The sequence below is a fragment of the Glutamicibacter halophytocola genome, assembly GCF_001302565.1.
GTDB classification, from domain to species: domain Bacteria; phylum Actinomycetota; class Actinomycetes; order Actinomycetales; family Micrococcaceae; genus Glutamicibacter; species Glutamicibacter halophytocola.
This window is the reverse complement of the sequence record NZ_CP012750.1, coordinates 3,737,440-3,750,825: the sequence shown is the minus strand read 5'-3', so window position 1 is coordinate 3,750,825 and position 13,386 is coordinate 3,737,440. Positions and strand designations below refer to the sequence as shown.

At 58.7% G+C, this 13,386-nt stretch carries 11 protein-coding genes and 1 pseudogene; 7 read left to right on the top strand and 5 right to left on the bottom strand.

The features are described 5' to 3' along the window. Nucleotides 1-91: 91 nt before the first annotated feature. Nucleotides 92-1,591, bottom strand: a complete 1,500-nt coding sequence (locus AOZ07_RS17255) for a sugar porter family MFS transporter (protein WP_060703108.1) — start codon at nucleotides 1,589-1,591, stop codon at nucleotides 92-94. 624 nt (nucleotides 1,592-2,215) lie between these two features. Between AOZ07_RS17255 and AOZ07_RS17250 the strand changes: the two genes are divergently transcribed. Next, nucleotides 2,216-3,283 carry a Gfo/Idh/MocA family protein gene (locus AOZ07_RS17250; protein ID WP_060703107.1) on the top strand — a complete coding sequence of 356 codons (1,068 nt, stop codon included), beginning with the start codon at nucleotides 2,216-2,218 and terminating at the stop codon, nucleotides 3,281-3,283. 87 nt (nucleotides 3,284-3,370) lie between these two features. On the opposite strand, the gene AOZ07_RS17245 is transcribed toward AOZ07_RS17250, so the two are convergent. Further along, entirely contained in the window at nucleotides 3,371-4,405 is a 1,035-nt protein-coding gene (locus AOZ07_RS17245; RefSeq protein ID WP_060703106.1) for an aldo/keto reductase, read from the bottom strand. A gap of 194 nt (nucleotides 4,406-4,599) precedes the next feature. Here AOZ07_RS17245 and AOZ07_RS19270 point away from each other — a divergent pair. Beyond that, a pseudogene (locus tag AOZ07_RS19270) lies at nucleotides 4,600-4,722 on the top strand (hypothetical protein); the annotation flags it as partial. Between the two features lie 75 nt (nucleotides 4,723-4,797). Next, nucleotides 4,798-5,199, top strand: a complete 402-nt coding sequence (locus AOZ07_RS19290) for an acyl-CoA-like ligand-binding transcription factor (RefSeq protein ID WP_470303235.1) — start codon at nucleotides 4,798-4,800, stop codon at nucleotides 5,197-5,199. Here the strand turns inward: AOZ07_RS19290 and AOZ07_RS17235 are convergent. Continuing rightward, nucleotides 5,196-5,795, bottom strand: a complete 600-nt coding sequence (locus AOZ07_RS17235; protein ID WP_060703104.1) for a TetR family transcriptional regulator — start codon at nucleotides 5,793-5,795, stop codon at nucleotides 5,196-5,198. The two genes, AOZ07_RS19290 and AOZ07_RS17235, sit on opposite strands and share 4 nt — an antisense overlap. Before the next feature lie 82 nt (nucleotides 5,796-5,877). On the opposite strand from AOZ07_RS17235, the gene AOZ07_RS17230 reads away from it, so the two are divergent. After that, nucleotides 5,878-6,654 carry an SDR family NAD(P)-dependent oxidoreductase gene (locus AOZ07_RS17230; RefSeq protein ID WP_060703103.1) on the top strand — a complete coding sequence of 259 codons (777 nt, stop codon included), beginning with the start codon at nucleotides 5,878-5,880 and terminating at the stop codon, nucleotides 6,652-6,654. Nucleotides 6,655-6,800: 146 nt separating this feature from the next. Here AOZ07_RS17230 and AOZ07_RS17225 read toward each other — a convergent pair whose 3' ends face one another. Further along, entirely contained in the window at nucleotides 6,801-8,312 is a 1,512-nt protein-coding gene (locus AOZ07_RS17225; RefSeq protein ID WP_098945526.1) for a cation:dicarboxylate symporter family transporter, read from the bottom strand. 318 nt (nucleotides 8,313-8,630) lie between these two features. Between AOZ07_RS17225 and AOZ07_RS17220 the strand changes: the two genes are divergently transcribed. The 3 genes from AOZ07_RS17220 (at nucleotide 8,631) to AOZ07_RS17210 (ending at nucleotide 12,598) form a co-directional block, all read left to right on the top strand. Then, nucleotides 8,631-10,487, top strand: a complete 1,857-nt coding sequence (locus tag AOZ07_RS17220) for an ABC transporter ATP-binding protein (RefSeq protein ID WP_060703101.1) — start codon at nucleotides 8,631-8,633, stop codon at nucleotides 10,485-10,487. 90 nt (nucleotides 10,488-10,577) lie between these two features. Continuing rightward, the gene (locus tag AOZ07_RS17215; RefSeq protein ID WP_236995219.1) at nucleotides 10,578-11,213 is read left to right on the top strand and encodes a GntR family transcriptional regulator; all 636 of its coding nucleotides are present in this window, start codon (nucleotides 10,578-10,580) and stop codon (nucleotides 11,211-11,213) included. A 134-nt stretch (nucleotides 11,214-11,347) separates the two neighbouring features. Further along, nucleotides 11,348-12,598, top strand: a complete 1,251-nt coding sequence (locus tag AOZ07_RS17210; protein ID WP_060703099.1) for an MFS transporter — start codon at nucleotides 11,348-11,350, stop codon at nucleotides 12,596-12,598. Here AOZ07_RS17210 and AOZ07_RS17205 read toward each other — a convergent pair. Beyond that, nucleotides 12,595-13,368, bottom strand: a complete 774-nt coding sequence (locus tag AOZ07_RS17205; protein ID WP_060703098.1) for an IclR family transcriptional regulator — start codon at nucleotides 13,366-13,368, stop codon at nucleotides 12,595-12,597. The two genes, AOZ07_RS17210 and AOZ07_RS17205, sit on opposite strands and share 4 nt — an antisense overlap. Between the last annotated feature and the right edge of the window lie 18 nt (nucleotides 13,369-13,386).

The window sequence follows — 13,386 nt, the reverse complement described above, 5'->3', positions numbered from 1 at the left end:
CAACATGACTAATGCTGGCCCGGTGTTCGAGACCAGAGCCAGCACTAGTTGAAAGGATATTTAGAATGTACGCGGGGGATGGACGCCTTATCTATTCCGCTGCCGGAACGCTGTCGTTGGCGCGCACGGCGTAAATAGCTCCTGTGGAGACATCCTCTTCCAAGGACTCCAGCGAACGGCCGCGAGTTTCGGGCACCTGCGTGATCACGAAGATCAGAGCCAGGACCCCGATGCCCGCGAAAATGAAGAATGAGCTGGTGATGCCAATACCTGATACCAGCGACGGGAACAGCAAAGTAAGAACACCATTTGTGCCCCAGCCGAAGAATACCGAGATTCCGATGCCTAGTCCGCGCATGTGGAGCGGGAATATTTCTGCCAGCCACACCCAGACCGCTACATTCAAGAATGATTGCATGGACAGCACGAAAGCGACGACTAGAACCATGATGATTATCGGGCGAAGAGCGGTGCCTTCTGGGAGGAACATTCCAGCGAGCGCAATCAGAATATGGCACACGGTGGTCAACGACAGGCCGATGGTGAATGTGGTCCGCCGGTCAATGCGGTCCATGTTGCGCAGTGCGAATACTCCGCCGATGACGGCCACAACGCCGAAGGCGATATTTGCCAAGACGGCTTGCTGAGCGGTCATTCCGGACTCTTCAAGAACTCGTGTGCCGTAGTACATGATCGAGTTGATGCCGGTAAGTTGCTGGGCCATTGCTACGCCGATCCCCACCAGAACGATGCGGATGAGCCACTTGTTGGACAACAAGGCACGCAGACCAGTGTGCCCTTGACCGCGTTCTTCGTCGGCGATGCGTTCGACGTCATTGATCTCGGCGAGTGCGCGATCTGAAGAACGAACAGTCTTAAGGACTTTCAGGGCTTCTGCGTAACGCCGCTTTTCAACCAGCCAGCGCGGGGATTCTGGCATGCGGAGCATTCCGAGGAACAAAGCCAGGGCTGGCAAGGCGCAGACCGCAAACATGATGCGCCAGATGCCGTCGACGGTTCCACCTAGAGTGCTGGCAATAATCGCATTGACTACGAAGGCAGCTAGTTGCCCACTCACAATGGCCAACTCGTTTCGCCCGGTTATGGAACCGCGGATTTCATACGGAGCAAGTTCTGCCAGGTAGACAGGGACGACGGTGGAGGCGCCTCCAACTGCAAGTCCAAGCATGATGCGTCCTGCCACAAGTATCGCAAAGCCAGCGGGGGAGAACGTGCCGTGCTCGGCTCCACCAGGTGAGAAGACCACGAGCATGGTGCCAAAAAAGAACAGAACGGCTAACAGTAGTATGCTCTTGCGCCGACCCCATGCGTCGGATATCTGCCCGCCTACGAGGGCTCCGACAGCTGCTGCGAATACCAGTGAACTGATGACAACACCGATCTGAATGAGATTCAGTCCCAGCTCTTCAGCCATGGGCCCCTCGGCACCATTGGCGACACCGGTGTCGTATCCGAAGAGCAATCCTCCAAAGCAAGCCACCAGGGAAATGAGCCCTAGACGCTTGTCATGGGGACCAGATTTGAGTGGCGGTAGCGCTGTTTGGCTTGTGACGTGATGATGTTTGGACATTGGAACTCCTCTGTGAACTGCACAAAATTTGATTCGCCGTTGCGGTGCATCGGCGAATCTCCTCGACCTGATGGCTCCTTTGCCATCGGCATGGCCAATGAAGGTCAACCTTGAAACGGACAGGGCAACTCCTGAGAAGTGCGGGAGATGTCGTGCTGTGCGGAAAACTGATCAACAGCCATAATTCTCACTAGCTGGACACCCTGTTCAATTTACTGACACTAATAATAGCAAATGTGCTCTAGATTACAACGTTCCACTGAGGGGTGCTCGGGCGGAGGATCTTGTGGCTGCGATCGTCCGCGGTGAGCGGGTTGGACTCACTTCCATGGTGACCTGTGCGAGTGCAGTCGCGATCAATCCATGAAAGTGGGGTTGCGACCCTTGCGGGACTTGAACTCTTCATGTGAAACTGGACAAGGTGTCCGATGGGCAATATCCATTAACGAAGAAGTCGGTTGAATGCTATAGCGACATGGCCCCGAATTGGGGTGACCGGCCGCGTGCCCGCTGCCCGCAGGTTATCAATTCTCACGGGTGGACAGCAGAGGCCAAAGGGTAGAACCACTCAGCTTTCAACGATGAAAGCGACTATTTCTGAGAATTCCTGAAGGGAGTCAAGAGTTGAAAACATTAAAACTTGGTCTGGTTGGAGCTGGGCGAATCGGTCAAATGCACGCGAAGAATCTAGTGACGGTCAAGGAGAAAATGGCGCAACGCGGCGTTGAAATTCAGATACTCCTCGCAGACGCCAACGCTGAGGTAGCGCGGCGGGTTGCTGCGGAGCTTCACGTTGATTCGCGCGAATCCGTGGCAGACCTCTTGGAATCGGGGTTGGATGGCTTTGTCATTACTTCCAATACCGCCTCTCACCCTGAGCTTCTCCGTTTGGGCTTCAAGTATGGCGTACCGATGTTCTGCGAGAAGCCGGTCTCCAGCAGTGTCTCCGACGCGCTTCCTCTGCTCGAAGAGATCCGTGCTGCAGGGGCAATAGTCCAGGTTGGCCACCAGCGTCGATTTGATGCGGGGTATGCGGAAGCTAAGAGCCGTTTCGCCGCCGGGGAGCTGGGTTGGTTGCATTCCTTGCGGGCGGTAACTGGTGATGCGTTTCCGCCGTCCGTTGATTACATCAGAACATCGGGTGGAATCTTCCGGGACGTGTCCGTCCATGATTTTGACATCATTCAATGGCTCACGGGCAAGAGGATCGTCGAAGTGTGCTCGTGGGGATCAAATAAGGGTGACGAGGAAATTGGGAAGGCCGGTGATGTTGATACCTCGTGCGCCATGTTGAAGCTTGAGGACGGCACTCTGGCATCGGTAACGGGAACCCGGTATAACGGCTCAGGCCATGATGTTCGACTGGATGTCCATGGATCGCTGGCTACCGCAGTGGTCGGACTTGATGAGCGGTCTGCTTTCCGGTCCGCGGAAGCCGGAATAGAATTCCCTGGTGGTACCCCGCACGAGACTTTCGCGCAGCGTTTCCATGAAGCCTATGTAGACGAGCTTGCGGGATTTGTTGAATTGATTCTGGGCGAGCGGGAGAACCCCTGCACGCCATTTGAGGCAGTGACAGCGGCGCTGGTCGCCGATGCGGCGCAGTTGTCTTTGCACAAGGGGCAAAGCGTGAAAATTCCGGCACTTCAGGATCTCCTTGACGGCAAGGCCGAGCCACTTGAAGTTGCCTAGTCGGTTCATCTGAATGATTGGCACCGGAATCATGGGTGTCGTGCGGTGCTGTTGCATTCCCGCACGACACTCCTGGATTGGCAGGGCCTAATTGGCACCCAGCATCTGTTCTTCTTCGCGACCCTTGGACACCGACATGATGTCAGCCTGGCGCTCGCCGTCGACTTGATCAGCCAACGCGTTCAGCGAGGCCATTGAGTCTGCTGAAAGCCGGACATCCAAGGACCGCAGATTGTCATCGAAGTGGGCGGAGTAGCGGGTTCCCGGGATCGGCGAGACCTCGACGTTCTGGGCCCGGGCCTGCTCATAAACCCAAGCCAGCGAGAGCTGCGCGGTGGTAATTCCTTCACGCCGCGCAGTTTCCCCGATGATTGCGCGTAGCGGGAGATTATTCTTCATTCGGGCGTCTTCGAACCGCGGGAAGTTCCGGCGGACGTCGGTCGCATCCAGCTGATCCAATGAATCAACTTCTCCGGTGAAGTAGCCGCGGCCCAGGGATGCGTAGCTGACCAGGCCCACGCCGAGCTCGCTGGCGGCCGGCAGCAACCAGCGTTCAATGTCGCGGCTGAAAATGGAGTACTCCATTTGAATGGCGGTGATCGGGTGCACTTTGTGCGCGCGGCGCAATTCATCGGCGGTCACTTCGGACAATCCGATATGGCTTACTTTGCCGGCGTCGACCAGTTCCTTGTAGGCGCCGACGGTATCTTCAATCGGCACCCTGCTATCGACTCGGTGGTAGTAGTACAGGTCGATATGTTCCACGCCCAGGCGCTTCAGACTTTCGTCGAGGCATTCCTTGATGAAGGCGGGGGAGCCGTTGGCGCGCGGGTCACCCGGATTTTTGGGGCGGACTATCCCGGCTTTGGTTGCAAGCGTGACTTCGTTGCGGCGGGTCTTGAGTACTTCGGCGAGCAGGCTTTCGTTGTGTCCGGCGCCGTAGATGTTCGCGGTATCCAGGAAGGTGACTCCGGAATCGATCACATGGTTCACGGTGCGCAGGGATTCTGCATCATCAGCAGCTCCATAGGCGCTGCTCAAGGACATGCATCCAAACCCCTGTTCGGTGACCTTTAGCCCTTGGCCAAGTTCGATGCTGTTTACGCTTCCTTGCTGTCCCATGTCCGTCCTTCGTATCGGATTTACTGCCCGCTCTTGAGCCTACCGAAGTGGTGGGAGGTGGACATCAATATCGGGCAATTATTGAGTATCGTGAATCGGCAACCATGCGACACGCCTGCTGGTTTCATGGCTTGATCAGTGCAAAGAGACGGAGTCTCATTAATGGATGGTGATCTCAGAGTAAAATTCTTGCCATGGGCAGCGTAGTGCGCGATCGGGTGCGCGAGAAGATGAAAACCGAGCTGGCGCAGCAGGTGTATGCCGTTTTTGCCGAGCGCGGGTTGGAGAACGTCACGGCCCAGCAGGCGGCCCAGGCTGTTGGCATTTCCCGTGCGACATTCTTCAGGTATTTCTCTTTAAAAGAAGACGCCGTGGTGACTGCATTGCGGTCGATGAATATGCATTTCTCCCAGATGCTCGAATCCATGGCATCAAATCCCAGCGAGAGTTTGCTCGAGCTTTTGCGCCGAAGCTTCGAGCCAACCGTTGTGGCCGCCGACCAGGACCCCGGCACTATGCGCTCGCGAGTTCAATTGGTATGGAGCACTCCTGCGCTGCGGGCCAGCTGGCAGGATTCACGCAGGGAGCAACAGGCTGCGCTGGCGCACGCGCTGCAGCCCTTTTGCGCCAATCCCCGATTGGCTGACACCTCCGCGTTGCTGGCGCTGACCCTCTATGACCACGCCCTGGTCAGATGGATCGAATCGCAGGATGAGACCCTGCGTGAAATCCTCGATGAGGTTTTCGACTTTGCGGCCATGATTGATGACCGCTGGACCGCAGGCACTTCCTAGTCGAGCCCCTGTGGCGTCTGGAGGACCTGTACGGCGTTAGCCAGAAAAGGCGCTGGATCCGGCTGGGTGGACTGCGCCCAGCGGACGCATGCAGTGAAAAGAACTGCGCCGAAAGCTATGGTCAGGTATTCGGCTTGCTCTTCGTTCACTCCATGTTCCATGAAGAACCGCGTGGTTCGTTCCCGATCCGGAGACATGCGCAGTGACGCTTGCGAGAGCAATTCAGGCTGCTCTGCGATCAAGCGCAATCGTCCCCGCGCAACTTCCAAGTCAGGCAAGGACTGCAGGGCGGCCAGCGTGGCCTTGTGCAGGGACTCGATCAGGCCCAGCCCGGTTTGCCGCCCTGTGTTCAGAGCGGCTTCGGAAACCGAAATTGCCTCAAGCGCCCCGCCCCACACGAGATCAGCTTTCGATGAGAAATACCGGTACAGGCTCTTGCGCCCAATTCCAGAGGCTTCCGCAATCTGGGCCATTGAAACTTGGGCATAGCCATGTTGGTCAAACAACTCCAAGGCAATCCGGGCCACGCCATCCGGGTCGATGGATTGCGGCCGCCCGGAGAGGCGCTGGGAAGTGGAACTGTTGCTGTCCGGCATATCTCAAGTATGGGCCATTGAATTATGACACTGTGAGTCATAAGCTGTTCGGGACAGCTGGCGTAGCAGATGGGGGAGTGCAATGAGCACGGAAAACACTTGGCAGGAACGGATCGCAGCAGGCCGGTTCACCGGCAAAACGATCGTCGTGACCGGAGCTGGATCTGGAATTGGCAAGGCCACGGCACTGCGCGTGGCCAAAGAGGGCGGCAAGGTTATTGCCGCAGACATCAGCGCTGGCAGGCTTGAAGAGCTGGTGGCTGGGAATCCCGAGTTGGACTTTGTTGTTGTGGCCGGCGATATCACCGAGCAAGAGATCGCTGACCGCGTTGTTGCCGCTGGCGAAGGAAGAATCGACGGCTTGGCAAACGTCGCGGGCATCATGGACAAGTTCGAGCCCATCCATGAAGTTGAGGATGCGACCTGGGAGCGGGTCTTCAACGTGAACGTCAATTCCATCTTGAAGCTAACTCGCGGTGTCCTGCCGCTGATGCTCGACGCAGGCCATGGAGCTGTAGTCAACGTTGCCTCCGAGGCTGGACTGCGCGGATCGGCTGCGGGAGTCGCCTACACGGCGTCCAAGCACGCGGTGATCGGAATGACGAAGAACTCGGCAGTCATGTATGCCAAGAAGGGGATACGGTTCAACGCTGTTGCCCCGGGAGCCGTGCAGACGAATATCGAGGCGCCGATGGATTCGGTGTTCGCCCAAGAAGCCATTGGCCCGCTCATGAGCATCATTCCAGGGCTGGCCACCGCTAGCCAGCTGGCCGCGTCCATAACCTTCCTGCTCAGTGAGGACAGTACCAACATCAATGGCGTAGTGGTGGCTTCCGACGGCGGGTGGAGCGCAATCTAGCCGCACTCGCGACAGCTGCGGCCACTGAAAACAGCCAGGTCGAGGCAGCGTCAAAAAGGCTGGTCGGCCAGCGGAAAGGGATAACCTTTCACCGCTGGCCGACCAGCCTCTCTCATTTATGAAGTCTTGTCACAATCCGTTGAGGATCATGACTTCGACTGTGCTGCGACCTGTGGTGAATCTTCGTCCGGTGTTGCCGAAGCCGCTTCAGCTGCCGGTTGCATGTCGATTCGTGGCAAGGCGTCCGGGGTCGGGCCTCCGCCGAACTTCGGCGATGGAGCGTTGCCGCTAGCCAGGCGTTCGGCTTCCATCTCTTCCCACTCTTCATCTCGTCCCAGCATTCGGGCGGTGTCTTCGTTGGTGATCTCACCTGCGAAGGCACGCTTCATCGTCTCGCGGTCGAACTGCCCTTCCCACTTGGCAACTACGAACGTTGCCACGCAGTTGCCGAGCAGGTTCACGGCGACGCGCATGGAATCCATGATGCGGTCCGCGCCCAGCAGCAATGCGACGCCGGCAACCGGGAAGATGCCCAGGGCGGCTGCGGTGGCCGACAATGCCAGGAAGGACGAGCCGGGAACGCCTGCCATGCCCTTGGAAGTCAGCAGCAGGACACCGAGTGCTGCCAGCTGCTGGCCGAAGCTCAGGTCATGTCCAAAAGCCTGGGCCAGGAAGAGCAGGGAAATCGACAGGTAGATCGCTGCGCCATCAAGGTTGAAGGAATATCCGGTGGGTACAACCAGCCCGGTTGTGGCACGCGAGCAACCTGCATTGGTCAGCTTGGTCATGATGCGAGGCATCACGGATTCAGTTGACGCGGTGCCCAGCGCGAGGAGGAATTCTTCGCGGGTGTATTTGATGAATTGCCACAGCGGGACTCGGGCGAAGATCCATGCCACCAGGAACAGGATGCCGATGAACAAAAGTGCTGCGGTGTAGCAGGCGAGAATCAGCTTTGCGTAGGTGCCCAGGGTTTCGATGCCGTACTGGCCGATGATGAATCCCATGGCGCCGAATGCGCCCAAAGGAGCGACGCGCATAACCCAGCTCATGACCTTGAAGATCAGCTCCAGGATGTTTTCGAATACTGCCAGCAATGGCGCGCAGCGTTCTTGGCCGACCACGACAATGGCGGAACCGAAGAAGACCGAGAAGAACAAGACCTGCAACAGGTTGTTTTCGGCAAAGGCGCCAATGACGCTTACCGGGATGATGCCCAGGATGAAGTCGGCGGCGTTCTTTGCCTCGCCGGACTTTTCTTCCAGGGTGGTGGTGTCCAAGGTGGAAGGGTCGATGTTCAGTCCAGCCCCGGGCTGAGCGAGGTTGGCGACGATCAGGCCGAAGATCAATGCAAAGACGGTTGCGCAGGTGAAGTACAGCAGGGCTTTGACGCCCACTCGGCCTACGGCTTTCACGTCGCCTACGGCGGCGATGCCGGTAACGATAACGAGGAAGATCAGTGGGGCGATGATCATCTTGATCAACATGATGAACCCGTCACCCAATGGGCGAAGTTCTGATCCTACTTTTGGAAGGAAATGCCCAATCAATACGCCAGCTGCAATAGCAATGCCGAGTTGGAAAAACAACGACGTGTAGAAGGGTTTTTTAGCTGACGGTTCTTGGAAGGTCAAGTCGTCGGGCGATTTCATTTTCATGGCTGCTCCTGAGGGAAGTCTCACTCCGAGGTATGTGCCTGAGTGGTGGATGCTGTCAACTGTAAGTCAGATCACAAGATTCCGCAATGAAAAATTGTAATTCCATAATTCGGAATGAATCGCTACTGGATCGTGGAAGCAAAAGAGGCGGAATGTGGCCAGGGCTGCATGAAATGATCTGTGGGATGACTGCTGAGCCCTTCCCTGCCTGCCGCATAAAAATAAGCTGACCCTACCTAGAAGTTGCAGAAGGGTTGCTGGGAAACTAGGCAAGGTGGAACCCACCGAATCCCCGAGCAGGATTGCGAGCAAAAATTCATGAGCATGGAAAGTGCCGCTTGGCATTCGCTATGGAAACTATCTGGTGACAAAGGGAAGGCCTACGCCGCAACTACGCCCAAGCGGGTCCTGAAATTTGCGGCGGAATATAAAACCCGGCTCCTGATCTTCGTGCTCTTCTCGGTGGTCGCCGCCGTGCTTGCTGTCGTGACCCCGGTTCTGGCCGGACGGGTGGTTGACGAGATCGTGGCGCAGTCCGGAGTGCGCACCATCGCCAACCTGGCGATCATCATGGCAGTGATTGCAGTGTTGGACGCCATTACTTCCGTGATCGTTCGCTGGTTCTCCTCGCGGCTTGGCGAAGGGATCATCTACGACTTGCGCACTGCGGTCTTCGACCATGTTCAGAAAATGCCTGTTGCCTTCTTTGCGCGCACCAGAACCGGCGCCCTGGTCAGCCGGCTGAACAACGATGTCATTGGCGCCCAATCGGCTTTCGCAGGAACGCTTTCTGGATTGGTCTCCAATACCGTGGCCTTGATCCTCACTGCCGCCGTCATGTTCACCACCTCATGGCAGGTGACGCTCATTGCGCTGGTGCTTTTGCCGATTTTCCTTTTGCCTGCCCGCCACTTCGGCAAGTCTGTGGCATTGATGCGCCGTGAATCCGCGGAATTGAACGCGAGCATGGGCAATCAGATGACCGAGCGTTTCTCGGCACCGGGCGCTACCCTGATCAAGCTCTTCGGCAGCCCCAAGGATGAGTCAAGGCAATTCGCCATGCATGCTGGCAGGGTCCGGGATATTGGCGTGAAGATGACCATGCGCCAGTTCTACTTCGTCACCGCACTGACCCTGGTTGCCGCGCTGGCCCTCGCGCTGGTCTATGGCTTGGGCGGAATGTATGCGGTTCGCGGCGAACTGGCTGCCGGTGACGTGGTCACCCTTGGCATGCTGCTCACCAGGCTCTACACGCCGCTGACTGCACTAGCTAATGCCCGCGTGGAAATCACCAGCGCCCTGGTCAGCTTCGACCGGGTCTTCGAGGTCCTGGACCTGGAGCCGCTCATTACCGATGCTCCCGGCGCGCGTCGCCTGGAGGTCGGAGCGCCCATTCCGGTGAAATTTGATCACGTGGATTTCTCCTACCCGAGCGCGGACAAGGTCTCGCTGGCCTCGCTGGAGGAAGTGGCCATTCTGGATACTCGTGGTGGCGAAGAAGTCCTGCACGATATCAACTTCGAAATCCCGGCTGGCCAGACCTTCGCGCTGGTTGGCTCATCCGGTGCGGGCAAGTCCACCGTGGCTTCGCTGCTGGCCCGGCTTTATGACGTGGACTCGGGAAGCGTTCAGCTGGCGGGCGAGGATATCCGCCAGCTCAAGCTGGATTCCCTGCGCACCTCGGTCTCCATGGTGACCCAGGACGGGCACCTGTTCCATGAAACCATCCGATCCAACTTGACCCTGGCTCGGCCGGAAGCCACCGACGAGCAAATTTGGGAAGCATTGGAGCGTGCCCGCCTCAAGCCGGTCATCCAGTCTTTGCCCGATGGGCTGGAAACGGTGGTGGGGGAGCGCGGCTACCGGCTCTCTGGTGGCGAACGCCAGCGCATGACCATCGCGCGATTGCTCTTGGCAGCTCCCCAGGTGGTCATCCTGGATGAGGCCACCGCAGCACTGGATTCGGCCAATGAAGCAGCGGTGCAGGCGGCCTTGGCCGAGGCCTTGGAGAACCGCACTGCGCTGATCATTGCCCACCGGCTCTCCACCATCCGCTCAGCTGACCAGATCCTGGTGGTGGAAGCCGGCCGGATCATTGAACGCGGAACGCATACCGAATTGCTTGCACTGGGTGGGCGCTACACGCAGTTGTACGAAACCCAGTTCGCCCAGTAGCAAGGCCTTGCGAGGCGAGTGTTCACGTAGTCTTGAGACACCGCGATGCACAAAACGCGGCCTGCTTAGCTTATGAGGAGAACCCCACTAGTGGTGCCCACCGAAGAACCCAGTGCGTCCGAGAGAGCCTATCGGCTGATCCGTGATGGAGTCCTGCGCGGCACCTATGCGCCCGGCTCGATGATTGGCGAAGCTTCGCTGGCCAAGCAATTCGAATTGAGCCGCACTCCGGTTCGCTTGGCCCTGGGGCGACTGCAGCAAGAGGGATGGATCGAGATCTTCCCCAAGCGCGGGGCAGTGGTCCGTGGACTGAGCGAGCGCCAAGTGGCAGAGCTGGCTGGCACGCGCCTGCTTCTTGAGTCGGTCTCGGTTCTCGAGGCTCCGGCCAAGCAGCGTGAATTGATTGCCGAGCGCCAATACCTGTCCATTGAAGAGCAGGACGATGCCCTGGCGGCCGGCGAGCTGGGCCAATTTGTGGAACTGACCATTGCCTTCCACCGCGGTTTTGTTGAAGCTGGTGGCAACAGCATTCGAGTCGAGCTTTACGACCACTTGGCCGACCGGCACCGGTTCGCTCTTTTTGCTACCTCCCAAGATTTGATCACGCGCCGCGAAGAGATCATCGCCGAGCATCGGCAACTGGTTCGGCTCATGGTCGAAGGCGACTCCGATGAATTCAGGGCGAGCCTGGGCAAGCATGTTTCCGATAACGGAAATGCTCCGTAAGGGACGTCCTGATCCCAGCGTGGCAACCCTCTGGTGTCATGAATTCGATCTGGGATACACCTTGTATCCCAGCTTGAACTACACTGTTCCTGGGTGATGGACGATTCCCCAGGGCAATTGGAAGGGCACGGGCCATGAACGAACTGACGCGAAGCAGGGTGCAACAACGTACGTTGTGGATCCTTGCCGTCTCCCAGATCTTTGGCACCATCGGAGTAGGCGTCGCCCCGTCCATCGGTATCCTGCTAGCCGAAGAGGTCACCTCCAGCGAAGCCTGGGCGGGCCTGGCCCGCACAGCCAGCACCCTTGGCGCGGCTCTGCTGGGGCTGCCTCTAGGCAACCTGGCCGCGCGCTTCGGCCGTCGCGTTGCCCTGGCTAGCGGTTGGTGGCTGGCGGCTCTCGGCGCCTTGCTGCTAGTTCCTGCGGCCCAGTACCAGTTGGTGATTCCGCTTTTTGCTGGTTTGCTGTTGATTGGTTCCGGTTCGGCGATCAGCTTGCAGGCACGCTTTGCCGCGACGGATCTGGCTGCCGATGACCATAAGGGGCGCAGCCTGGCCCTGATCGTATGGGTGGGAACCATTGGCACGGTCCTGGGCCCAAATCTAGGAATTCCTGCGCAGCGGATCAGCGACGCGACCGGACTGCACGTCTACGCCGGGGCGTTCCTCATTGCAGGTGTCGCCATGCTGGTTGCGGGCCTCCTGGTATTCCTCCTGATGCGCCCGGATCCCCTATTGCTCAACCGCGAGACTGACCAATTGGCGGGACCAGCGCTGCCTGTTCGCCACAGGGGCGGCCTCAAGCGCTTTGCCGCCGAGCTGCGCAACAACCCGCGCGCACGCTATGCAGTAGTGGCGATCCTCAGCGCGCAAATGGTGATGGTGGCCATCATGACGATGACGCCGATTCACGTTACCCATCATGGCGGCTCGGTTTCGCTGGTCGGTGTGACCATCTCGCTGCATATTCTTGGCATGTATGCGCTGGCGCCTTTGGTGGGCTACGTGGCAGACCGCTGGGGCTATCGCTTCTCCATTGCCGTAGGACTGGCGATTTTTGCCGGCTCGCTTCTGGCCGGAGGGTTGCACCCGCAGAACATGGGATGGATCATGACCAGCCTGATTCTGCTTGGTGTGGGCTGGTCCTTTATCAACGTGGCCGGATCCGCCTTGTTTGCCACAGTGATCAGCAAGCAAGACCGCGCCTCGGTGCAGGGCGGCGTCGACGCGCTCTCCAACCTCTGTGGCGCGACAGCTGCTTTTGCAGCCGGCCCTTTGATGGCGGTGAGTTCCTTTTCGGCGCTGGCGGCCATCGCGGGCATCGTGCTGATTCCCCTGGTGCTGATGACAACGGTGACACCGAAGACTGCTGCCCTGAAAAGCTAGTCGGCAGCGGCAACCAGTTGCACGCCGAGTTCCTTGGCTGCCTCTTGCAACACCGGCACCGCGGACTTGATGAAAGCCTCATCCACGCGGGTGACTGGCCCGGAGACAGAAATGGCCATCGGGGTCGGGGCCCCGGGAACCGGGACGGCGATGCATCGCACGCCCAATTCCTGCTCTTCCTCGTCGATGGAGTAGCCGCGTTCGCGGGTGGCCTCGACATCGGTGAACAGCTTGCCCAGCGTCGTGATGGTGTTGGCGGTCTTCGGCGGCATGCCCGCTTGGGAAACGAGGCGCTGCACGCGTTCATCGTCAAGCACCGAGAGCACGGCCTTGCCGACCCCGGAGTTGTGCAGCATGGCGCGGCGTCCTACTTCGGTGATCATGCGCATCGAGTGCGCAGACTGCACCTGGGCGATGTAGGTGACCATATCGCCATCCAGTACGGCGATGTTGGCTGATTCGCCAAGCTTGGAGACCAGATCCTTGAGTACCGGGGAAGCCAATGCGCCGAGCTGCCGGTTGGCGACTTCACCCAGGCGAATCAAGCGCGGGCCCAGGGAATAGCGGCGGTTGGGCAGCTGGCGGACATAGCCGACTCCCACCAAGGTACGCAGCAGGCGGTGGATGGTCGGCAGCGGCAGGGGAGTGTCGGCGGCCAATTCGCTCAGCGCCGCCTCGCCGCCGGCGCGGGCGATGACTTCAAGAAGCTCAAATGCGCGTTCAACGGACTGGACGCCGCCAGTGGTGGACTTGCTGGAAGTCTGCGTCATCTTTTGCTCCTTAGTTAA

Excerpts from the sequence above, each read along its gene's own strand:
- AOZ07_RS17255 (WP_060703108.1), bottom strand. The coding sequence starts at position 1,591 with ATGTCCAAACATCATCACGTCACAAGCCAAACAGCGCTACCGCCACTC.
- AOZ07_RS17245 (WP_060703106.1), bottom strand. The coding sequence starts at position 4,405 with ATGGGACAGCAAGGAAGCGTAAACAGCATCGAACTTGGCCAAGGGCTA.
- AOZ07_RS19290 (WP_470303235.1), top strand. The coding sequence starts at position 4,798 with ATGAATATGCATTTCTCCCAGATGCTCGAATCCATGGCATCAAATCCC.
- AOZ07_RS17235 (WP_060703104.1), bottom strand. The coding sequence starts at position 5,795 with ATGCCGGACAGCAACAGTTCCACTTCCCAGCGCCTCTCCGGGCGGCCG.
- AOZ07_RS17230 (WP_060703103.1), top strand. The coding sequence starts at position 5,878 with ATGAGCACGGAAAACACTTGGCAGGAACGGATCGCAGCAGGCCGGTTC.
- AOZ07_RS17225 (WP_098945526.1), bottom strand. The coding sequence starts at position 8,312 with ATGAAAATGAAATCGCCCGACGACTTGACCTTCCAAGAACCGTCAGCT.
- AOZ07_RS17220 (WP_060703101.1), top strand. The coding sequence starts at position 8,631 with ATGAGCATGGAAAGTGCCGCTTGGCATTCGCTATGGAAACTATCTGGT.
- AOZ07_RS17210 (WP_060703099.1), top strand. The coding sequence starts at position 11,348 with ATGAACGAACTGACGCGAAGCAGGGTGCAACAACGTACGTTGTGGATC.
- AOZ07_RS17205 (WP_060703098.1), bottom strand. The coding sequence starts at position 13,368 with ATGACGCAGACTTCCAGCAAGTCCACCACTGGCGGCGTCCAGTCCGTT.